The sequence below is a fragment of the Mycobacterium sp. genome, assembly GCF_965277065.1.
Taxonomy (GTDB): Bacteria; Actinomycetota; Actinomycetes; order Mycobacteriales; family Mycobacteriaceae; genus Mycobacterium.
In genome coordinates this window covers 494,986-516,361 of record NZ_CBDIBT010000016.1, presented here as the reverse complement: position 1 = coordinate 516,361, position 21,376 = coordinate 494,986, and the positions used below count along the sequence as shown (strand labels likewise).

The window sequence follows — 21,376 nt, the reverse complement described above, 5'->3', positions numbered from 1 at the left end:
GCGCCGGCAGTCAGCACCTGGCCCATGTGCCACGTATTCGACTGCAGATGCGCCCACTCCGGCCTTCGGCCCTAGGGACAGTTCAGCACTTGCCGCAGCTGCGCTTTCGTCAGACGGTCACCGGGTCATGCTTCGCCGCGGGCACGGCCGCTTGCCCGGCGTCGCGATCGCTTGACGAAACGCCTCCCCCAAATGGCGATGCCCGCGGCGAGTGCCTTCTCGAGGCGAGGGTTGAAAGGCGGGCTGAGCAGCGCGACGGGACTGAAGAGCACGGGCGAGACCGCGAATGCCCGCATGTGACTGAAGGTCTCGAAGCCATACCGACCGTGGTAGTAGCCGGTTCCGCTGGCCCCAACACCGCCAAACGGAAGGCCCGGAACGCTCGCGTGCAGCGCAAAATCGTTCCGGGTCACACCGCCGCTGCGGGTTCGGGCAGAGTAGGTGCGGAAGGCGGGCGAGTCCGGGCCGAACCAGTACGCAGCGAGCGGAGTCGGCCGCGAATTGACGAATTCGATGACTTCAGAGATGTCGTCGTAGCCGATCACCGGGAGCACTGGTCCGAAGATCTCCTCCTGCATGATCTTCATGTCGGCTGTGACGTCGCTGATCAGGGTGAAGGGAATTCTTCGGGTTGCCGGTGGTGGAGTCTGCTCGCCGGGCGGGACGACTTGGCGTAGCGCGGCGCCGCGTCTGCTCGCATCCTCGATCAGCGCGCAGATTCGTTGGTAATGCTTGTCATTGATGATGGTACATACGTCGCCGTTGCCCAGGAGCGTCGGAAGTGCTGCACGACAGGCTTTTTCGGCGGCGTCGAGAAATTGTCCGGTGCGGTGGCGCGGGACGAATACGTGGTCGGGACTCAGGCAGATCTGACCGCTGTTGGCGAGGCGGGCCGCGACGATCCGCTTCGCAGCTGTGGCGATGTCCGCCCCCGTACCGACGACGGTCGGGTTCTTGCCGCCCAGCTCCAGAGTGACGGGCGTCAAATTCGCCGCAGCAGCACGCGACACCTGCTTGGCAACCGCGGAGGAGCCAGTGAAGAACAGGTGGTCGAACGGTAAGCCGCTGAACGCCACGGCCACGTCGAGTCCGCCGCAGACGACGGCGAGCTCCTCGACGGCAAATCGCTCCGCGAGCGCGGTGTGCAGCGCTTCGCCGGTCCGGGGGGTCATCTCCGACATCTTGATCATGACGCGATTCCCGGCCGCAATCGCGGCGATCGCCGGCTGCACGGAGAGCCCGACAGGAAAGTTCCAGGGGGACATGATGCCGACCACCCCCAACGGGGTGGGCTCGACCCAGGCCCGCACGCCGGCGGCACGCACGTATTTGGGTTGCGGTCGCTGCGGCGCCATCCACGCCCGCAGGCTGCGTTTGGTAGCTCTGATCTCTTCCAGCTGGAGTAGGACTTCTCCAGCCAGCGCTCCACTGAGTGGCCGGTTGCCGAAATCGGCACTGACCGCCCGAACGATGCGGTCGGCGTGTTCGGCGAGGGCGGCTCCGAGCCGGTCAAGTCGGTCCGCACGCAGGGCGTGCGAGGGCGGTCCGGCCTCCATCTGCGCACGGCGCTGCAGTTCGAGCACCTCGGACACCTGGTCGAGCGTCCACAGGGGTGTCGGCGGCCGAAGATCGGTCTCATGTCCAAGAGCGGATACAGATTGGCTTACCCCAAGACGATGCGCTCTCCCGCCAACCGGCGGCAATGGCGCTTTTCGGGGAGCGGAACCGCGTTCTGCGGCCGGCTCATCGCCCGGTTGCGGACGCATCGTGGCCGACCAGGTCGAGCGCGATGTCGACCAGCATGTCCTCCTGGGCCCCCACGAGGCCGTGGTGACCGGATGCCGATGCCGTAGTTGGTGGAGGCTTCCTCGGCGCGCCGCAAGAAGCTGGAGTAGACGCCCACGCCCGCATACCCCGGCGTGAGCTCTCGCGGTCCACCTGGATGGGCGGTCCTGAACGGTCGTCGGCGAGGGATCCCCTTATGGCACTTCATATCTCGAGCGACCGGAAGCACAGCCGGTACTGGAGACCTCAAGCAGCGGGATAACACAGTGACCGGCGTCCTGTCCGCCGCGACGTTAACCCGTGCGGATGTTGAAGACTTCCTCTACCACGAGGCCGCGCTCCTGGACGAGTGGCGCCTCGAAGAATGGTTGGACCTTTTCACCATCGACTGCGTCTACGAGGTACCCGCGCCGGATCGGCCCGACGACGATCCGGCCGAAACCTTCGCGCTCATCCATGACCGTCGACCCATGCTTGAGCAGCGCGTGATCCGGCTGACGAAGCCGACCGCGCATGCTGAATTTCCCCACCGCCGAGCGGCCTTGCGCGGCGGTGGCACCGCCGATTCCAACGCCGGGTCCAGGGCAGGTCGTCGCCCGCGGACGGGATCGGCGACATAGCGCCGGGTGGTACGCCCTTGAGCCTTTCATCGCTATCGATGGCGAGCTGAAGTTTCGAAGGACCTTCCACCACGGCCTATAAGAAGGCGGCGATTGCCGTCCCGTTCGTAGCCCGTTTGGTGGAGATGTCCGCGCCGGGTTTACAAGTACCGGCGAGGCGGGTAAACCGGACTCATCAGTATCTTTAAAGAGACTTCTGAGTCTCATTACTCGGATGGGAGCTCGAACTATGAGCGGGAACTACACGATCGGCACCTACTTGTTGGACCGGCTCAAGGAGATGGGCGTAAGCCACGTCTTCGGAGTACCAGGTGATTACGCGTTTCCGCTGTTCGCAGCCCAGGAAGCCGATCCGGAGATGACATGGATCGGTGAGTGCAACGAGCTTAACGGCGCCTACGCCGCCGACGGCTATGCCCGGATCAACGGGGTGGGCGCCTACATGGTCACGTGCGGTGTAGGTGAGCTCAGTGCATCGTGCGGCCTCGCAGGCGCCTTCAGTGAAGGTGTCCCGGTCATCGCGATCGTCGGCCACCCGCCGACTGTTGCGCCCAACGGACGTCAGCAGACCCATCACAGCTTGCGCAACGACTTCGACGGGTTTGCTCGGATCGCGGCCGAGATGACGTGCGCCCATGCCGTATTGACAAGGGAGAACGCCACCGCTGAGATCGACCGGCTGCTGCAGGAATGTTGGGCACAAAGGCTGCCGGTGTACCTCGCGGTGCCCGAAGATCTGGGCGATCTACCCGCCGAACGACCTTCGGCGAAACTGCACCTGTCGACACCGCAGAGCGATCCCAACCAACTCGACATCTTCCTCTCCGACCTACTGCCCCGTCTGCGGGCCGCCCATCGCCCGGTCATCCTGGCCGACAGCGCGGTGGGCCGTTATGCCCTCACGCCACTGGTGCAGGAATTCGCCGCGAAGGCCAAGATTCCGACGGCGGTCGTGTTCAGCGGAATGTCGGCATCCTTCGACGAGACGCGACCCGAATTCCTGGGGACGTATCTCGGCGTCCCCGGCGACGACATCACCGAGCGAGTGTCCGGCACCGACCTGTTGCTGCGGCTGGGCATCCGGTCCGGGGAAACCAACCAGGGTGCAGCCGACCCGGACTGGCACGACCCCAAGGTGGTCGACCTCGGTATCGACGCAGCACGCATCGGTGAAACCGACTACCCCGGGGTCGCTCTGGAAGGGGTCCTGACAGCCCTACTTGGGCAGGCCGGGCAGCTCGGCGACTTCGAACTCGTGCCCGCAGCCTCGATTGCAGCCCCGGCATTCACCGCCCAGCCGGATGCTGCGATAACGCAGGACCGGCTTTACGAGCGACTCGCGTCGTTCCTGAACGAAGGCGACGTCTTCGTCGTCGATCAGGGCACGTGCAACTCGGCCATCGGCATCCCCAAACCAGCCGGGGTTAGCACGATCACCGAATTCACTTGGGGCGCCATCGGCTTCGCACCACCAGCACTGGTCGGGGCGCTGGTCGCCGCTCCCGATCGGCGCCACGTCATGATCACCGGTGACGGCTCCTTGCAGATGACCGCCCAGTCCTTATCGACGGTGCTGCGTCACAACTTCGCGCCCATCATCATCGTGCTCAACAACGGCCGTTATGTCATCGAGAACGTCGTCGGGTTCGCCAAGCCCCAAGACAACACCTACAACTACCTGCATTCCTGGGACTACCAAGGGCTGTTGTCGGTGTTCGACCCCACCGGCGACGCCATCGGGATCAAGGTCGGCACCGAGAAGGAATTCGACGACGCACTCACCGACGCCGCACGCCGCCACGACCAAGGTGTCTGCACCCTCATCGAGGTAGTGCTCTCGCCGGACGACGTCCCTACCGCTCTGACGCGCACCTTCGGTGCGCTGCTGGGGGCCGGCTCGTGAGCACACCCATTAAACCAGTGAAGGTCCTGTGCCAAGGTCACCTCGGATCAGAATTAATCGGTACGTTGGCTGACCAGTTCGGCGCGATTTACCCGCCCGACACGGATGCACGCGACACCCTGGTCGCCGCCCACGCCGCCACGGTGCGCGCCCTGGTGACCGCGGGGGCGCCCGGGGACGACGCGGGCCTGATGGACGCATTGCCCCACCTCGGGGCGATCGTCAGCCTCGGCGACGGCTACGAACTCATCGACGTCCGCGCCGCCCAACACCGCGACATCGGCGTCAGCAACACCGCCCCCGAGGAACTGCGCGCCAGCGTCGCCGACACGGCCGTCGGCCTGGCACTGAACACCGTGCGACGGTTCAACGCCGCGGAACGATACGTTCGCGCAAACCACGGATATGACTACGACAGTGAATTCATGCACACCCGGGACCTCACCGCCGCTGCCGTCGGGATCCTCGGCATGGGCGGCATCGGCACACGGATCGCCCGGCGCCTGGCGGCCTTCGACTGCGACATCGCGTATCACAACCGTCATCCGATTCCCCACTGCCCATGCCGATATGTCCACTCCGTTGTGTCGCTGGCTCGATCCGTCGACGTACTCGTCGTGGCGACCGCCGGCGGTCCAGACAATCGCCATCTCGTCGGTCGAGAGGAGCTGACCGCACTCGGACCACACGGATACCTGATCAACATCGCCCGCGGAGACGTCATCGACCAGGACGCCCTGATCGACCTGTGCAGCTCGGGCGGATTGGCCGGTGCAGGACTGGACGTGTTCGTCGGGGAACCGACACTGCCTGATGCGTTGTTCACCCTGGACAACGTCACCGTGACGCCGCACATTGGTGGCGGCACGGATCGCAGTACCGCCGCCATGCACGCATGTCTGATCGCGAATCTTCGCGACTACCTAGACAGCGGCAAACTGGATACGCCGGTCCTGCCGCCAGGAAAGCGTCGACATGCCCCCAGTTCGTAGGACCGTAACACCGAAGCACACCGCATCAGACACTAAGCTCGCTGCCGTGTCCACCGTGCAAGAGGCGAAGCGACGAGCCATCGTCGAGGTTCTGATCCGCGCCGCCCAGGACTGCTTGATCACTCACGGATTGGACGTCACTGTCGACGAAGTCGCCGAGCGCGCCGGGGTCAGCCGCAGCACGATCTTTCGGCACTTCTCCACCCGCGACGAGCTCATCTCCGCCGCGGTGCGCAGCGGAGCAGCTGACCTCGAAACTAGCTTGCCGCCCTACGCCGGCGGAGATTGGCGCCCGTGGCTGCACGAGATCTGCAATCTCATCCACACCCGAGCCAACCAAACGGCGCAAGGAATTTGGGATCTCATCGCGCGACGCGACCTCTCCCCGCTACTCAGCGCTGCGGTCCGCGAACTGCGCGACAACCGCAAGACCCGACACCACCAAATCGCTGCAACGCTATGGGAGGCCGCCGGCGGCCACGGACTCCCACCACCGGCGATCGACAACGTCGTCGCATCTCACCTCAGCCCGTTATTCACCATCACCGTGATCACCGACGTCGATGCCAACCCGCACTGCGTCGCCGAACTCGCCGAAATCTGCATAGTCACAGCCATCGCAAGGCAACTTGCAAGTTCGGCCTCCATGTGAGGCGCTAATGCGGCTCGAGTCCGATGCGCGTTGATAGTTCGACGCCGTAGCGCCGAGGTTTCGCGGATTCACGGCGGGTCGGCCTCTTCGGGGCGGCGCCGGTGCCGGCCTCTGTCGTCCGGTCCGCGTTGGACGCGTTGCCCCATGTTGAGTTGATTCAGGCGTGCGGGCTAACAGAAGGCGGCGCCGGCGGCATCTAGTCCAGCGCAGCAGAAGTCATCGCACGCCCCGACGCGAGCGGGCGTCTTGCCGCCTTCAACACCGAAGCGCGGGTGGTTAACGCCGACGGCACAGACGTGATACCCGGATGCGCCGGGGAGCTGATCCTTCGGGGTGAGAAGGGTAATGAATGAGTACTGGCGAAACCCCCGGCACCGCCGAGACCGTCCGGGAAGGGTGGTTGCGTACGGGTGATGTCGCCACGGTCGACGCCGACGGCTACATCACGGTCGTTAATCGGCTGAAAGACATAATCATTTCCGGCGGCCGCAATATCTACTTAGTCGAGTCGAGAATGCCCTGGCTGCGCACCCTGCCGTCGGACGAGATCGCCATCATCTCCCGCGCACATCCCGTCTACGGCGAAACAGTTCTGGCGGTTGCCAATCCGCTCCCGGGGCAGGATTTGACGTGGAAGACCTTCGCGCATGGGTGCTCAAAACCTCAGCAGCTGCAAGCTTCCGCGCGACCTGATTCTGCGCAACCCCTCCGGAAAGATCCTCAATCACATTCTCCGCGAGGATCTCGAGGAAAACCGCCGTGTAGCGGTCATCCACACTGCTCTTCGACCAGACCCGTGCCGGTCAGCCTGTTCGACTACCGCGGCGCCACTGTGTGACTAACCTCAACGAGCGGTCGGTCTCTCTAGCGACGCCGATCCACAAGTCTTGACAATATCCCGTGTCGTCGTCCTCCCGGGCGACTGTTCCTTCGGCATGGCCATCCTCGTTTCCGCGGTCAGGAGCCTCCAGGATTTCCCAGTGCGATTTGCAGTGCGTGTGTGCAAAGTGCCACGCCTCCGGAGGGGTTCAGCGAACCACCACTTATGCGGCTCGCCGACCTACATCAACCGGCCGACAATGCTGTCTTCGCGATGATCTCGTGCGTGCTGGATGCCTACTTGATGAGGACGCCATATCGCGGCCGTCGGGCCAACCCGAGGCAATGAGGAAAATGTCCACGACATCAGGACACCCGCAAAGGCCCCTTCGGACTAGTTCGTGATGCGTACTGGGAGGTGGCGGATGGCGCGGAACGCGGATGAATAGGCATATTCGGGCTTGGCGAGGACTTCGAATTCGTATCCCTGCGCGAAGAACTCCTCCCAGAGGATCGCCAATTGCACCTCGGCCAGCCGCGCTCCGATGCAGCGGTGAATACCGTGGCCGAAAGTCAGATGCCGGGACGGTCGTTCCCGATTTACGATGAACTCGCTGGCCCGTTCGATGGCCTCGTCATCCCGATTGGCGGAGATGTACCACAGAATGACTTTGTCCCCCTTTCTGATCCTTTTGCCTTTGAAGTCGATGTCCTGCAGAGCGTTTCGCCGCACGCACAGCGCCGGTGTCTGCCAGCGCAGCGTCTCCTGAATGAACGGTCGCACGAGTGTGGGCGTCTCGCGCAACTTGCGGAGCTCGTCTGGATGCTCCCACAAGGCCCAAAGCCCGCCACTCATGGTGTTTCGGGTGGTGTCGTTCCCGCCGACTAGGAAGGTGAGGAGCGTACCCATTCGCTCTTGCAGCGACAGCGAGTTCATGAGGTCACTGTGGGCCAGAATTGACAGCAAAGTAGTGTTCGCTGGTTCTTTGGAACTCTGCTCCCACAGCGTCATCATCGTTTCAGCGAATCTCAGTTTCTCGGCCTCACGCTCTTTCTCCGACGAGATCGGAGCATCGGGATCGTCGAGGAAACACGTCATGACTTCCGACCAATAGACGAGGTCGTGTCGTTTTTCGATCGGATAGCCCATCATTGCCGCGAGCATCGTTGAAGTGAGCTCGATAGATACCCGCTCTGTCCAGTCGAACTCTTCACCGCGGGGCAGACCGGCAAGCACCTCGCGCGTGCTCTGGCGAATCAGGTCCTCGAACGCCGCAACGCCTTGGGGTAGCCCGAGGACCTTGAGCACTTCACGGTGTTGGGTGTGGTCGGGAGGATCCATCATGAAGAACGTGCGCAACACGGCTTCAGGTGGCAGATCGTAGGGCTGGATACCCCCGAAGTGCGAATCGGAGGAAAATACCTGGGTATTCACCTCGATCTCTCTGATGTCGTCGAACCGCGTGATCGCCCAATACGGTCCGAAGAAGCTGTCGTGCACGCGATGAACTGGGTCTTCCCGGCGGAGCAGCGCGAACAGCGGGTCCCATTCGTCGCGTTGATAGGTGGCTGGATCGCTGATGAGCGCACCCACGCGTGCCAAGTGTTCTTCGACTTCAGCGGCCATGCGAAGCCCTCCATACGTGAATAGAGCGAGTCATTCGAATCGCGGTCCGATACCGCGTGCCGTTGATCAATGCGATCAGGGTTCCGCACGGAAGACGTTGCGCAACATACCGAATCCAGAGTCGATCCGTACACGCACTGTTCCGTCCTGTGGGACACACTTACCTCCCGCAGAACACAAGTCATATCGTCGAAAAGCGTTCGGCCTCATCCCGTCGGGGCTGGCAATCCGAATTTAGGCGCGGTCGATGCTCCGATCACGGCGGGCCGGAGAACATTCCCTTGGAATTCGATCCCCGTGTCCCGGTTTGTCGCGATGCTCGACGGGTGCGAAATTCGCCGGCTTGCCCGCAGGTCGTCGGTGCGCGCGGTAGCCCATGGCAGCCGTCAGCAGATGAACGAGGAACTTCGCGGGCTTGAGCAGGTGGCTTGCTGCAGCCGGATCGATGGCGGCCTCAGCCATGATCACCCGACCAGCTTCCAACTCGCGGCCACGGAGCACCGCACGTTCCTCGTAATGGAACCCGCAAAAGGGCTCGGGTCAGTGGCTCGTCGTCGGCACCCCAAGCAGCGCCGCGGCATTCAAGCCAGCGACCTTCTCGGCATCGGCCGCCGGCAGACCGGCCAGGACGGACCCGCCCAGATCGTCTTGCGCCGGCAGCGGGTAGTCGGTTCCGAACAGGACGCGGTCCGAACCGATCCGATCGCACAGGTATCGCAGGTTCGCCTGGTCGTAGACGACGCTGTCGACAAAAATGTTTTGGGTCAAGTCCGATGATCGCGGTTCCTCGCCCTGGTCCCACAAACGCGCGATCCGCGACAACGCCCAGAAGAAGGTGCCACCACCGTGCGCGAGGCAGATGCGCAACTGCGGGCAACGCGCCGAGGGGCCGCCGAACACCAGCCGGCTCGCGGCGATCGCCGTGTCGGTGGTCATGCCGAGACCGAATGTGGCGGCAAGCCCGGTGATCCGCTGCGCCCACGCCGTGCCGGTCTGGAGAATGAGCGGATGGACGAAAACGATCATGCCCAATTGTTCTGCGGCGTCGAAGAACTCGCGCAGGTCAACATGGTCCAGTTCACGGTCGCCAGCGGCGGTGCCGATCTCCACACCTGAAAGCCCGGCATCGTGCGCGCGCTGCAGAACGTCCACGGCCTTGTCGGGATAGTGCAGGGGTACCGTGCCAAGCCCGCTGAACCGGCCTGGTTGTTCGGCAACCACCTGCGCGATTCCTGCGTTCAGGTGGTCGGCCCATTCGGTCGCCTGTCTGGCCTCACCCCAATCACAGATCAACGGCGGGACCGGGGACAGCACCTGCCGGTCGAGCCCGGCCGCATCCATGTCGTCGAGCCGAAGTCGGGTCGACCACGCCGAGGGCGACATGCTCCGCACCACCTGTCCGTCGCGGCTCAGCCGGCCTGTGCCGTCGGCGGTGCTGAACGTGGGCCAGTGTCGGTCACCGAAGCGCTCGGCGAAATCGGGTAGCTCAACGACGATGTGGGCATGAAAGTCGATGCGGCACAAGTGATTCATGGTAACGTCCTCCTAAAACCTAGCGCCGCACTGCAGTGCTAAGCGTGCGGTCACTCGCGTACGGGCGCACCGTTATACCCAGGGAGTATCAGCGACCCGGCGTCAACGGGCAGTTCGATGCCAGTCACCTCGGCCGCTTCGTCGGATGCTAGCCAGGAGAAGGCATTAGCGACCGCGGATGCTGGAAGCACCGAACGTGCGCGCAACGCCGACATGCGTCGGAAGAAGGCAGTCCGACGGCTTTCCTCCTCGGCGGCTTCGGAATTCAGTGCACCGGCCGCATCGTTGTCGATCATCGGGGTATGAATCGCCCCAGGCAGCACCGTGTTGGCGCGGACACCGAACTCACCCAGCTCCAGCGCGATCGACTTCATCAGCCCGGCTAGTCCGTGTTTGGACGCCGTGTAGGCGCCGAGTCCTCTGCGCGGGGTCCGTGCCTGCACCGATGCGGTGGCCAGGATGACGCCCGAAAGCTGCTGAATCATCTGCGGGGCAACCGCTTTGGCCGTTCGCCACACGCCTGAAACGTTGATGTCAAGGACGGCCTGCCACTCGTGTTCTTCGACCTCCCAAAAGGGCTTGGAGAGCATGATGCCTGCATTGGCGATGGCCACATCGATGCGGCCGAATTCGGCAACGGTGGCCTGAACCGCGGCATCGATGGAGCCTTGGTCTCGGACGTCGACGATGTGGGCAAGGCACGCCGCGCCCGCAGCGACCACCGCGCGTCGGGTGTCGTCGAGATCGGTGGCGTTCGCCGTGGTCGCCTGGGCTGCCGAGACGCTGTCAGCGATGTCGCATACCACTACGGAAGCGCCCTGGGCCGCGAATAGTTCGGCGGTCGCACGTCCGATCCCGCGCGCCGCGCCGGTGATGAACACGACCCTGCCTTGGTGCCGGGACAACGGTGTCTTCCTCTCGTGGGCTACTGCGCGTGACATGAATTACCAGGCACTCCGGTGTGGGCCACCGCGACCGGCGACCGCGTCAGCGCGCGGTATCCACCACCAACGGGACCGACCGGATTCCCTGCGTCGGCCAGATCGTCCTTCCGACGTCGCCCTCGACGTGGAAGTCCGGAAAGGCTTCGAGGAAAGCGTCGATCGCGACGCGCAGCTGGGTCCGGCCCAGATCGGCCCCGACGCAGTAGTGGGTGCCGAATCCGAAACTGACGTTGCGCGTGGGTGGCCGGTCGAGGATAAATTCGTTGGCGCGCTCGAACTGGTCCTCGTCGCGGGATGCGGACGCCCAGACCAATGCCACTTGCTCCCCGGCATTGATCGTTCGGCCGCCCACCACGATATCCTGCACGGCGCGTCGGCCTAATCCGATCAACGGTCCGTAGAACCGGATGATCTCATCCACCGCACCCGCAGTAAGGCCCGGATCGGCGATGAGCCGGGCCCGGTGCTCGGGATGCGCGCCGAGATGGTTCAAGGCGTGTCCCAAAGAGTTCGCCGAGGTGTCGTGACCGGCCGACGTCAGCAACATGTAGTAACCGTGCAGTTCTTTCTGCGTGAGCGGGCGTCCGTCCACCCGGACCTTCAGCAGCGCACTCGTCAGATCGTCGCCGGGATTCTTGTTTCGCTCCTCGGCCTCATCGGTGACGTACTCCGATATTGCGTTGGACACGTCGAGGAGGAGCTGCAGATTACCGTCAGACATGGCCTGGACGATGTTGGATGTCCAGCTGCGAAACTCGGCCCACATGGATTCGGGCACCCGCAACGCGAGGCACAGTGCCTCGCCGGCGAACGGCTGCGCGAATTCGGTCGAAGCGTCGAAGCGATCGCGGCCGCGCAGCGGCTCCAGCAGGTGGTGCGCGATCTCCCGCAGTTGTGGCACCAGCTCGGCCACCCTGGCCTTCGAAAGAAAGGGCAGCAGCGGCGACCGGTAGTTGGTGTGATCGGGCGGATCACTCTGCAGGGGAATCCAGGGAAAACCCAGGTCCAGATGCGGAACGGCGAACTGCGGGCCGGACGAGAACGTGCCCGGCGTCTTGCACGCCGACGCGATGTCAGCGTGCTTCAGCAGGGCCCAGAACCCCCCGAAATCCTCGGTCCAGGCGACGGGGCAACCCTTGCGAAGGTCGGCGAAGGTCTGCGCATACGTCCCATCGGCATCTGGCGCCAGCGGGCTCCAGTCACTGTGGCGTTCCTCTGCTCGGGTCATGGTCGAAGTCTCAGTGCAGTCGGGACGTTTGCACATCCACCAGTTCCGCATGACAGAACACGATCGATTGTGGCTCACCGCAAGGCAGGTGCGGGCGCTGGATCGCCGCTGACGCGAGCGCTCCGCTCGAGTGCAGTTCCGACCCTCAGAACGGCGATCGCCTCCGCGTGACGCCGGTGACCGACGATGAACGCGGACGTGGCCCTGCTACCGAGTCGCCCGAACACAGGCGGGGCAGGCGCACGGGCGCGGACCTGACAGTCCGGGAAAGGTACCTCGTGAACACCTCATCGACGACACCAACCGCTCTGGTGACCGGCGCCGGCGCGGGTACTGGCCGTGAATACGTGCGGCTGCTGCTGGCCGACAACTTCAGAGTGCTCGCCGTCAGCCTCCTCGATGACGAACTGGCGCGACTCAAGCGCGATCATGATCCCGGCGGCGACCGCCTCGTAGTCAGGCAAGCCGACCTCTGCGAGCCCGACTCCGCGGAGAAGCTCCTGGCCTGGTGCGACGAACACGCCTATCAGGTCGATACCCTCGTCAACAACGCGGGCTTCGCCGCGTATGGGGCTCCAACCGAGATCGACCTGACCAAGCTCGAGCGCATGTTGATGCTCAACGTCATCACCTCGACGAAGCTGTCGATGGTCTTCGGTCGCCGAATGCAGGAACGTGGGTCGGGTCGGATCCTGGTGATGGGATCGTCCGCCGGATTCTCGCCCGCGGTCAGGCTCGCGGCGTACGGAGCATCGAAGGCGTACACGAATACGTTCAGCCTGGCGCTGGGCGCGGAGCTCGAACAGAGCGGCATCACGCTCACGTGCGTGGCGCCCGGGTCCTTCCAGTCCAATTTCGCGGCCACCGCAGATGTCGCCGGCTTCAGTGGAAACTCGATGATGAAGAGGATCTATGCCACTGAGAAGCTGGATGCCGCGGCGGTCGCGCAGGCCGGATACAGCGCCCTGGTCCAGGGCAAACCCATGGTGACGGTGGGCAATAAGGGCATGGCGGCGAAGTTGCTGGCACGGGCACTCTCCCCGGTCTTCATCGCACGGCGCTCCAGAATTCTCTAGCCGTGCCGCTTGCCGTCGGCAGCGGCCGAACACGTTATGGCGCAGGACAACCGAGGTGGAGGACGACGTGCTCGATGTGAGAAGCGCAATGCGACGCTCGGCGAGTTTTCACCGCGATCTGATTGCAGTCGAAAGTTCCGGGCGGACAGTGACCTACAGTCAGGCTTGGGAGCGGGGCGTGCGACTCGCCAATGCTCTCATCGCGCTCGGCGCGAAGCCCGGAGACCGGGTCGCGGTACTCGAAGACAACTGCATCGCGGCGTGCGACTTCTACGTTGCCACCGCGGTGGCGAACCTGGTCCGGGTTCCGCTCTACCGCCGTAATTCGCCGGAAGCCCACCAGCACATGATCAGCCATACCGGCACCAAGATCGTCGTCGCCGCTGAGGAATACGCCGACGAGATCGCCGGCATCGACCAAGGAATCGGCGACGTGCACGTCGTGGTCCGAGATGGCCGGTACGAGGACTGGCTCGCCGCCCAGGATGACACCGACCCCAATCCCGAAGTGTCGTTGGACGACGTATTCATCATCCGGCACTCGGCCGGCACGACGGGCAAGGCCAAGGGCATTGCTTACACCCACCGCGCCTGGATGAGCGCCACTCGTGATTGGTTCTACATGCTCCCGCCGGTGAATCGTGGCGACGGTTGTCTGCACGTGGGACCTATTTCGCACGGTTCGGGCTACATGTTCCTGCCGATCTGGCTGGGCGGTGGACGCAACGTGTTGGCTCCCAAGTTCGAGTCGGAGACGTTCCTGTCCACCGTGGCCGATCGGGAGATCGCTTACCTGTTCGCCGTTCCGACGATGATCGCCGACATCGTCGCCCGCGCCGAGGGACGCCGTCAGCATCTGCCGCACCTCAAGTCCGTTGTGGTGTCCGGCGCTCCGATCAGTGAAACCACAGCGCTGGCTGGGCGAGAGGTGTTGGGGGACAACATGTATCAGCTCTACGGCCAGACTGAGGCGGTACCCGTGGCGATAATGGGGCCAGAAGAATGGTTCGGCGTCTCGCCGGGTTCGGATCCCCTGCGTGCGGCCGGACGCATCATGCCCTTCGCCGAGCTAGAAATCCGGGACGAATCGAACCGCCCGGTCGCGCTCGGCGAACCCGGTGAGATCGCCATCCGATGCGAAGGCCAGATGACCGGATTGTGGAACGACGACGAGATGACCGAGCGCCGGCTGAAGGACGGCTGGGTGCTGACCGGCGATATCGGCAGGGTGGACGAACACGGCTTCCTCTACGTCATCGACCGCGTCGATGACATGATTGTCTCGGGTGGTTTCAACATCTGGCCCGCCGAACTCGAACAGGTCATCGCCGCAGTGCCGGGAGTACGTGAAGTTGCCGTCGTCGGTGTGCCGCACGAGAAATGGGGAGAGGCGCCACTAGCCGTGGTGTTCGCTGATCCTGCCGCCGGACTCGAACAGCAGGCAATCATCGACGCGTGCAGCACCAGGCTGGGCTCATACAAGAAACCGGCCCGGGTGCTGTTCCAGGACCACCCGCTACCGCGCAACCCGGTAGGCAAGGTTCAACGCAAGGTGATTCGGGAGCCTTTTTGGGCGGGTCGGAGTGTGCGCGTCGCTGGTTCCTGACGGGCGACGGCGCGACAACGTGATCGTCCGGAATTGACGGCGGCCCGAGTCACGTCGCCGCGCCACCATCGTGAGATGCCAGGATGTTTCGTGCTGCGCGCCGCCCGGGTATGCCCGACACTCCGCCGCCGGGATGGGTGCCGGCACCGCCGAGAACCAACCCCTTGACCGGAAGGCGGCTTCCCGCAAGGCCCATCGCCGGCCGCAACGGGCCCTGGCTGAAGAGCAGATGGTCGACGTGCATGGCGGCGCCGTTGGTGACGCGGTTCCGCTCGCCGGCCAACTCGGGAGTCTCCACCCACCTACCGATCTCGAGTTCTGCGATTCCGTCGTAGAACTGGCCTGCACGCTCGACAATGGTGTTCGCTGCTTTCTCTCGCCATTGGTTCCACCCACCCTCGGGGTGCAGCGGCATGTTGGTGGCGAAAAGATAGAGCGAATCCTGGCCATCGGGCGCCTGGGACGGATCTGCCCCGTTTAGCAAGACCGGCCAGAGCGCGACGTCATCTGCGTCGGGCACGATTCCCGCCGCTGCGCGGCTCCAACCTCGGCGGATCTGATCGCAGGTGCCCACCAACACTGCGGGTACGCGTAAGTCAACGTCGTCCCCGCGCCACCGTTGGTGACGCTTCAGCGTGAGCCGCCCCGACAACGCAAGATCGGCCTTCATGGCGCCGGCTCCGCTGCTATTGGCAGGGATGTGGCGCACCTTGACGGCAAGATCACCTGACAATGTGCCCGCCGGCAGCAACTTAGCCAGCGTGGTGCGCGGATCGGGTGTGGACACGACGGCTCTGCGTGCGGCGAATGTGCGTCCATCGGTCAGGCGGACCCCGGCTGCCCGGCCTCCGGTCACCACGATCTCGGCGACTTCGGACCCCGTCGAGATGGTACCGCCCAAGGCGGTAAACCGGTTGGCAAGCGCGTTAGGGATGGCCTGCATTCCACCGACCGGGCGGGCAGTCCCGCTGCGATGCAAGAAGGCCAGGAACAGGTGCGTCAGGGACGTGCCATGCTGATTGATCGGGTTGGCGCCGGCACCCAGGCAATACAGCAGCGACCGCGTTACCGGATGCTCGAAGCGTTGGTCGATGGTCTCCTCGCCGGAGGCCAGCAGAAAGTAACCGAACTGGCGCAGTAGCCGACGGTGCTTGATGGTGCCACGTGCCATGCTCATGATGGACCGAAGATCCGGCCGCTGCGGATTTGTCAGCATGTACGGAAACACGATGTCGAACAACGCATCCAGGAACCGGGCGTACTCCAGGTAAGCCTCGGCGTCCGCGCGCGAGAATAGTCGTATCTCATCGGCGGTCCGCGGGGGATCCTTCCAGACCGCGATGGAAGCTCCATCGGGATGGAGGTACACATAGGATGGATCGACCACAATCTTTTTCAACCCGAAAGCTTCGAGTTGAAGTTCGCGGTCAACCGGACTGGATAACCAGAACAAGAGGTCGGCTGCGCAGTAATTGACGACGTGCCGCGGCGCCGTGGAAATCGGAGTGCCCGATGCGGTCATACCGCCAATCTGATCAGCGGCTTCCAGCACCGCCACCTCAAGGCCGGCCTTGGCAAGGTAGCAAGCCGTGGTCAGTCCGTTGTGTCCGCCGCCGATGATGACGACGTCGTAGGTTTTTTGGTCGGTGATGTTCACGTCAGATTCCGTTTCTTCGATGAATACCAATATCGTTCGTCTGTCATGCCAGGCTCACCAGGTGAATCCGACGATCACGACAGCATTGACCAGTAGCCACATGTTGAAGAACACCCGCCACGCCGGCGGAAAGGATCGGGCGCCCATGAACCACACGAGAATGACTCGTCCCTTCATCGCTGCGACGACGATTACGATCAAGGTCTCGACGACCGGGCCGATGCCGGACGAGGCGGCGATCACAAACGACAGGATGCTCAGAACGACTAAGCCGATCCAGGCGTTCGCCAGGGCTTGCTTGGTCTGATTCATGGGATCATCGCGCCAGGTATAGCAGCGGGAAGGTGAACATCCACAATAGGTCGACGAGGTGCCAATACGACGCGCCGCATTCCAGGAAGACTCGGCTCCGTCCGTGATTCGCGACATTGCGCAACCGCCAAGAAATAGCGCTCAGGGCGATGACACCTGCCAAGAGGTGCACTAGGTGGATCCCGGTGATCATCCACAGAATCGGACTAGTCGGGCTTCGTTTTCGTCCATCGATCCTCTAGTGGCTCGCCGCTCGATCAGCCGGGTTTGTAGTCCGCCGAGATATGGCCGGATGCTGCGTAATGCAGGCCCGGGTTAATTGGGGGTTGTCCTGGCTGAGACGTTATGAAGCGATGCCGATGCGCACGAGCCTGTCGTTCCGTTGACCGAAACGCCGTTCCGTGGACACTTCCCGCTGGACCCGACCTCGCACTGCGGATCACAGCCATTGACGATCCGTCGCAGACGAGTTCCGTTCAGCGAAATGGCAGCCTTGCCAGTCTGAACGATCCCAGCCACCATCGGCATACCTCACGACCCGGTCGATGCCAGGTTTGTGGGATGTATTGCACGCGAAAGGATCCAGTAGACGTGACCTTAACCAACGAGGGACTGATCGACGTACCGGGCATGATGAGCCGTTGGGTCCGTCTCGCCAATGGGGAACGAGCGCACTACACGACCGCTGGGGAGAGCGGCCCCGCAGTGGTGCTGCTGCACGGTGGCATCCCCGGATCGTCGGGGTTGGCCGGATGGCGCATGCTGGCGCCGCTCTTGGCGCAGGCGGGTTTCCGGGTCTACTGTCCCGATCAACCAGGCTTCGGACTGTCCGACCCGAGCCCGCAGTACTGGCCGGTCTACGGGCCCTATTCGCACATCAACTTCCTGGAGCGATTCGTCGAGGCGTTGTGCCTCGACGAATTCTTCCTGTCGGGGAATTCCATGGGCTGTATCAACACCTCCCACTACGTCGTGCGCTACCCGCATCGGGTCAAGAGGTTTATCCTCATCGCCGGGCCCGTTGGCGACCTCATCTCGTTCGGGACAACGGACCTCAAGGCCGACGTCGGGTGGGACGGCACCCGCGAGACGATGAAGAAGATGATGAATTCCATCATCCACCACCCAGAGGCGATCACCGATGATCTCCTCGAGATGCGGATGCGTTCGGCTGACCTCCATAAGGACTCCTGGATCGCCTGGCAGAAGGCCACGGTGCGTGGCGAGGTCCCGCCGGACATTGCGATCGCGATGTCGACGAAGAATCGGCTTGACCGTCTCGAGATACCGGCGCTGTGCCTCTACGGGAAGAACGACGTCATCCTTCCCGTTCATGAGCTCGGCCACCGCGTCGAGGACGCACTGCCGCGAGTGCAATTCTTCTATCCCGACGACTGCGGGCACCAAGGGCAGACCGATCAACCGGAACTGTTCGCCCAGGTCTTTACGGAGTTCTTCCGCGATGGCCGGGTTAGCCGGGAAACCGCCGACCGCGCCGGAGTTTCAGATCGCCGTCCCGAGATACCGGAGCTGGTGGAACAGCGCCAAAAGGCCAACGTCTAGACCATTCCACAGTGGCCGGATGGGCCTACGTCAGGACATCGGTGAAGATCATCACGCACCACGCCGGGGGTGCGGACAAGCTGCTGCGTATCGAGACCGCGGGATGCGCAGTGCACATCACTGTCGGACTGCACGACGCGGACGGCCAAGAGTTCACAGCCATCGAAATCGAGCCGCTACAGCCTGCCGACAATTCCGACGTATGGTTCGTCCGCGGTCAAGCCACCACCGTCGTCGTCAATCACGGCCCGCAGGTGATGGCCGGAGATCGCCAACACGTCGGCGAAGGCCAAGACCGACACGCTTGACAACGACTTATCTGCGCTCGACGGCGGGGAGTTCACTCGGCGTTGAGCTCAGTCGCGGTGCTCTGACTCACCTGCTCGACGCTCACCCCCGGCGCGCATTCGCGCAGATAAAGCCGCGTGTCTACGCGGTCGATGACGGCAAGGTTGGTGATGATCCGATCCACCACACACCGGCCGGTCAACGGAAGCGAACAGCGATCGACGATCTTCGGATTGCCGTCACGGTCGCAATGCTCCATCACCACGATCACGCGGCCGGCGCCGTGAACGAGATCCATCGCACCACCCATGCCCTTGACCATCTTGCCTGGGACCATCCAATTTGCGAGGTCACCTCCACGAGACACCTGCATCGCACCGAGCACGGCGGTATCAATATGTCCGCCACGGATCATCGCGAACGACAGCGCCGAGTCGAAGAACGACGAGCCCGCGTTGACCGTCACCGTCTCCTTGCCCGCATTTATGAGATCGGCGTCGACGCAGTCGTCGGCCGGATACGGACCGGTACCCAGTATCCCGTTCTCTGAGTGCAGTACCACCTTGACGCCGGGCGGCAAGAAGCCGGGGATCAAGGTGGGCAGCCCAATGCCCAGGTTGACATATTCGCCGTCTCGGAGCTCGGCCGCGGCCCGGGCCGCTATCTGATCGCGCGTCCACCCCGATGCGGTCACGAGGCACTCTCGGTGCCGGCCCAGACCGTCCGCTTCTCGATGCGTTTCTCCTGGGCTCCGGTACACACGATGCGCTGCACGAAAATACCGGGAAGGTGAACCTGGCCGGGCTCGATCTCGCCCGGCTCGACGAGATGCTCAACCTGAGCGATAGTGATCCGGCCAGCCATTGCGACGAGCGGATTGAAATTCATCGCAGTCTTGTTGAAGACGAGGTTGCCGTCGGTGTCGCCGAGAGCTGCGTGTACTAACGCGAAATCTGCGCGCAACGCGGTTTCCAGCACATGGGGCCGCTCGCCGAACATTCGGGTCTCCTTGGGCTCAGAGGCCAGCGCGACGGAGCCGTCAGTGTTGTAGCGCAACGGCAGCCCGCCCTCGCTCACCAGGCTGCCGGCGCCGGCCGGGGTGAAGAAGGCGGGAATCCCGGCGCCCCCGGCCCTTAGCCGTTCTGCGAGGGTGCCCTGCGGCGTTAGTTCAACTTCCAATTCGCCGTATAGATACTGTCGGGCAAACTCCTTATTCTCCCCCACGTACGAGGCGACGATGCGGCGAATCCTGCCGGCCGACAACAGAAGACCCAGTCCCCATCCGTCGACGCCGCAGTTGTTGGAGATGATCTCGAGGTCTGCACTGCCCGTCGCTACGATTGCGCCGATCAGCACATCAGGTATGCCGCACAGCCCGAATCCACCTACGGCCAGGCTTGCCCCGTGACCGATGTCGGCCACCGCGTCAGCGGCCGCGTCCAACACCTTGCTGCTCACAGGCCTGCCACCAGTTCCGCGGCGGATGTACCGGTCGCAATCGCGCGTCGGCCGCGCAACATCGTCCTTGGAGCATCGACGGTGAGGGTGCCGACGACTCTGCCCCAACGCTCGTACACCGCGACGTGCAGGCCATCTGCGGGATCGTTGATCAGCGTGATGTTGTCGCCAGCAGCGGGGCGTCCGACGATCTGAATCTTGCGGTTGTACTGATCCGACCAGACGTAGGGCACGGCTCCGGCGACGCGCGGCTCTCCCATGATCGCCGAAGCGACGACGTCCGCGTGCTCATTTGCGTTGGTCCAATGTTCGACGCGGATGGACTCGTCGAAGATCGGGTGCGTCCAACGGGCGACGTCGCCGACCGCGTAAACGCCGGGCCAGCCGATGGCTCGCAGACGGTCGTCGCACTTGACCCCGTTGTCGACCTCCAGACCGCTGTCACGCAGCCAGGCTGTTGTCGGGACGACGCCGAGACCCATTACTACCACGTCGGCATCCAAAACCGTACCGTTGGACAATTCAACCTTCTCCACTCGTGGCGCTCCAAAGACCCGCGCGACCGTGACCCCGCAATGCAGCCGCACGCCGTGGTCGGTATGCAGGTCAGCCAACAGCGCTCCGACCGTCGGCCCCAGCGCACCCGACATGGGTGCCGGCAGGAGTTCGACGAGGTCGACGTCGAGATCACGCGCACGGGCGGCCGCAGCGACTTCCGCGCCGATGAACCCACCGCCTAGGACCACTACCTTGGGGCGTCGGTCGAAGTCGGCGCGAAGGAGGTCTGCATCGGCCAACGTGCGCAACGTCCGGAAGCCGTCCACCCCTTCGCTGAGCGGCAGTCGGCGAGCATCGGCACCCGTCGCAATCACCACATGGTCGTAAGGCACCTCGTCCCCGTTCGACAGGCAAACTCGTCGACGATCCTGATTCAGCCGCGTGGCGCGGGTCTCCGCTCGTAATTCGAGTTCGAGTTCGGCGAAGGCCACTTCGTCGCGCAGTAGGGGCACCTCGCCGGAGTGATCCGAGGACAAATATTCCTTGGACAGCGGCGGCCGATCGTACGGCAGCCCCGGTTCCGCGCCCACCAGCGTGATGCACTCGCCGTACCCCCGGGCACGCAGCGCCTCGGCCGTTCGTAGGCCGGCGAGCGACGCGCCGATGATTACTGCACCCATATTTTTCATGCTGATTCCCGCGGGCCACACCCAGGGCCATGCCGCCCTGCGGAACGAAGCCGTCTCGCAACCCTGCCGTGCAACTGATCGGTGCAGAGCGGGCAATGCGGCTATGAGCACTTTGCGCCGATTGAC

Annotated in this window: 21 protein-coding genes and 1 pseudogene; 9 read left to right on the top strand and 13 right to left on the bottom strand. The window is 63.7% G+C overall.

Annotation, left to right across the window (positions count from 1 at the left end):
- Positions 1–125: 125 nt before the first annotated feature.
- A complete protein-coding gene (locus ACQY5A_RS08310; protein WP_428339887.1) occupies positions 126–1,592 on the bottom strand; it encodes an aldehyde dehydrogenase family protein in 1,467 nt (488 codons plus the stop codon).
- A gap of 151 nt (positions 1,593–1,743) precedes the next feature.
- A pseudogene (locus ACQY5A_RS08305) lies at positions 1,744–1,968 on the bottom strand (4-hydroxy-2-oxovalerate aldolase); the annotation flags it as partial.
- Between the two features lie 83 nt (positions 1,969–2,051).
- Here ACQY5A_RS08305 and ACQY5A_RS08300 point away from each other — a divergent pair.
- The 5 genes from ACQY5A_RS08300 to ACQY5A_RS08280 all read left to right on the top strand — a co-directional run bounded on the left by ACQY5A_RS08300 (position 2,052) and on the right by ACQY5A_RS08280 (position 6,790).
- On the top strand, positions 2,052–2,405 hold the full coding sequence (locus ACQY5A_RS08300) for an aromatic-ring-hydroxylating dioxygenase subunit beta (protein WP_428339886.1): 354 nt from the start codon (positions 2,052–2,054) through the stop codon (positions 2,403–2,405).
- Between the two features lie 229 nt (positions 2,406–2,634).
- Positions 2,635–4,308 carry an alpha-keto acid decarboxylase family protein gene (locus ACQY5A_RS08295; RefSeq protein WP_428339885.1) on the top strand — a complete coding sequence of 558 codons (1,674 nt, stop codon included), beginning with the start codon at positions 2,635–2,637 and terminating at the stop codon, positions 4,306–4,308.
- A gap of 65 nt (positions 4,309–4,373) precedes the next feature.
- Positions 4,374–5,300, top strand: coding sequence for an NAD(P)-dependent oxidoreductase (locus ACQY5A_RS08290; RefSeq protein ID WP_428339884.1), 927 nt, complete (start codon positions 4,374–4,376; stop codon positions 5,298–5,300).
- A gap of 46 nt (positions 5,301–5,346) precedes the next feature.
- Positions 5,347–5,952: a TetR/AcrR family transcriptional regulator gene (locus ACQY5A_RS08285; RefSeq protein ID WP_428339883.1), complete on the top strand. Its 606-nt coding sequence runs from the start codon at positions 5,347–5,349 to the stop codon at positions 5,950–5,952.
- Positions 5,953–6,301: 349 nt separating this feature from the next.
- Positions 6,302–6,790, top strand: a complete 489-nt coding sequence (locus ACQY5A_RS08280) for a hypothetical protein (protein ID WP_428339882.1) — start codon at positions 6,302–6,304, stop codon at positions 6,788–6,790.
- 375 nt (positions 6,791–7,165) lie between these two features.
- Here the strand turns inward: ACQY5A_RS08280 and ACQY5A_RS08275 are convergent, their stop codons facing one another.
- The 5 genes from ACQY5A_RS08275 to ACQY5A_RS08255 all read right to left on the bottom strand — a co-directional run bounded on the left by ACQY5A_RS08275 (position 7,166) and on the right by ACQY5A_RS08255 (position 12,103).
- Complete coding sequence (locus tag ACQY5A_RS08275) at positions 7,166–8,398, bottom strand: cytochrome P450 (protein ID WP_428339881.1); 1,233 nt, start codon at positions 8,396–8,398, stop codon at positions 7,166–7,168.
- A gap of 234 nt (positions 8,399–8,632) precedes the next feature.
- Positions 8,633–8,899, bottom strand: a complete 267-nt coding sequence (locus ACQY5A_RS08270) for a hypothetical protein (RefSeq protein ID WP_428339880.1) — start codon at positions 8,897–8,899, stop codon at positions 8,633–8,635.
- A 39-nt stretch (positions 8,900–8,938) separates the two neighbouring features.
- The gene (locus tag ACQY5A_RS08265) at positions 8,939–9,931 is read right to left on the bottom strand and encodes an amidohydrolase family protein (protein WP_428339879.1); all 993 of its coding nucleotides are present in this window, start codon (positions 9,929–9,931) and stop codon (positions 8,939–8,941) included.
- Between the two features lie 50 nt (positions 9,932–9,981).
- Entirely contained in the window at positions 9,982–10,836 is an 855-nt protein-coding gene (locus ACQY5A_RS08260; protein ID WP_428339878.1) for an SDR family oxidoreductase, read from the bottom strand.
- An 82-nt stretch (positions 10,837–10,918) separates the two neighbouring features.
- Positions 10,919–12,103: a cytochrome P450 gene (locus ACQY5A_RS08255; RefSeq protein ID WP_428339877.1), complete on the bottom strand. Its 1,185-nt coding sequence runs from the start codon at positions 12,101–12,103 to the stop codon at positions 10,919–10,921.
- Between the two features lie 311 nt (positions 12,104–12,414).
- Between ACQY5A_RS08255 and ACQY5A_RS08250 the strand changes: the two genes are divergently transcribed.
- Positions 12,415–13,179 (top strand): SDR family NAD(P)-dependent oxidoreductase, encoded by a 765-nt coding sequence (locus ACQY5A_RS08250; RefSeq protein WP_428339876.1) that lies wholly within the window; start codon positions 12,415–12,417, stop codon positions 13,177–13,179.
- Between the two features lie 88 nt (positions 13,180–13,267).
- Positions 13,268–14,785: a class I adenylate-forming enzyme family protein gene (locus ACQY5A_RS08245; RefSeq protein ID WP_428339946.1), complete on the top strand. Its 1,518-nt coding sequence runs from the start codon at positions 13,268–13,270 to the stop codon at positions 14,783–14,785.
- A 49-nt stretch (positions 14,786–14,834) separates the two neighbouring features.
- Here the strand turns inward: ACQY5A_RS08245 and ACQY5A_RS08240 are convergent, their stop codons facing one another.
- From ACQY5A_RS08240 to ACQY5A_RS08230, 3 genes are read right to left on the bottom strand one after another with little or no spacing between them, the layout of a single operon-like run.
- Positions 14,835–16,442, bottom strand: a complete 1,608-nt coding sequence (locus ACQY5A_RS08240; protein ID WP_428339875.1) for a phytoene desaturase family protein — start codon at positions 16,440–16,442, stop codon at positions 14,835–14,837.
- 54 nt (positions 16,443–16,496) lie between these two features.
- On the bottom strand, positions 16,497–16,754 hold the full coding sequence (locus ACQY5A_RS08235; RefSeq protein ID WP_428339874.1) for a cytochrome C oxidase subunit IV family protein: 258 nt from the start codon (positions 16,752–16,754) through the stop codon (positions 16,497–16,499).
- 4 nt (positions 16,755–16,758) lie between these two features.
- Positions 16,759–16,947, bottom strand: a complete 189-nt coding sequence (locus tag ACQY5A_RS08230) for a cytochrome c oxidase subunit 3 (RefSeq protein ID WP_428339873.1) — start codon at positions 16,945–16,947, stop codon at positions 16,759–16,761.
- Between the two features lie 398 nt (positions 16,948–17,345).
- On the opposite strand from ACQY5A_RS08230, the gene ACQY5A_RS08225 reads away from it, so the two are divergent.
- Both ACQY5A_RS08225 and ACQY5A_RS08220 read left to right on the top strand, forming a co-directional pair.
- Positions 17,346–18,317 (top strand): alpha/beta fold hydrolase, encoded by a 972-nt coding sequence (locus ACQY5A_RS08225; protein ID WP_428339872.1) that lies wholly within the window; start codon positions 17,346–17,348, stop codon positions 18,315–18,317.
- A gap of 11 nt (positions 18,318–18,328) precedes the next feature.
- Positions 18,329–18,625 carry a hypothetical protein gene (locus ACQY5A_RS08220; RefSeq protein WP_428339871.1) on the top strand — a complete coding sequence of 99 codons (297 nt, stop codon included), beginning with the start codon at positions 18,329–18,331 and terminating at the stop codon, positions 18,623–18,625.
- 32 nt (positions 18,626–18,657) lie between these two features.
- Here ACQY5A_RS08220 and ACQY5A_RS08215 read toward each other — a convergent pair whose 3' ends face one another.
- The 3 genes from ACQY5A_RS08215 to ACQY5A_RS08205 are packed head-to-tail and all read right to left on the bottom strand — an operon-like array spanning position 18,658 to position 21,241.
- A complete protein-coding gene (locus ACQY5A_RS08215) occupies positions 18,658–19,299 on the bottom strand; it encodes a CoA transferase subunit B (protein WP_428339870.1) in 642 nt (213 codons plus the stop codon).
- Positions 19,296–20,063 carry a CoA transferase subunit A gene (locus tag ACQY5A_RS08210; RefSeq protein ID WP_428339869.1) on the bottom strand — a complete coding sequence of 256 codons (768 nt, stop codon included), beginning with the start codon at positions 20,061–20,063 and terminating at the stop codon, positions 19,296–19,298. Before ACQY5A_RS08210 ends, ACQY5A_RS08215 begins: the two co-directional genes overlap by 4 nt.
- A complete protein-coding gene (locus ACQY5A_RS08205; protein WP_428339868.1) occupies positions 20,060–21,241 on the bottom strand; it encodes an NAD(P)/FAD-dependent oxidoreductase in 1,182 nt (393 codons plus the stop codon). Before ACQY5A_RS08205 ends, ACQY5A_RS08210 begins: the two co-directional genes overlap by 4 nt.
- Positions 21,242–21,376 lie beyond the last annotated feature (135 nt).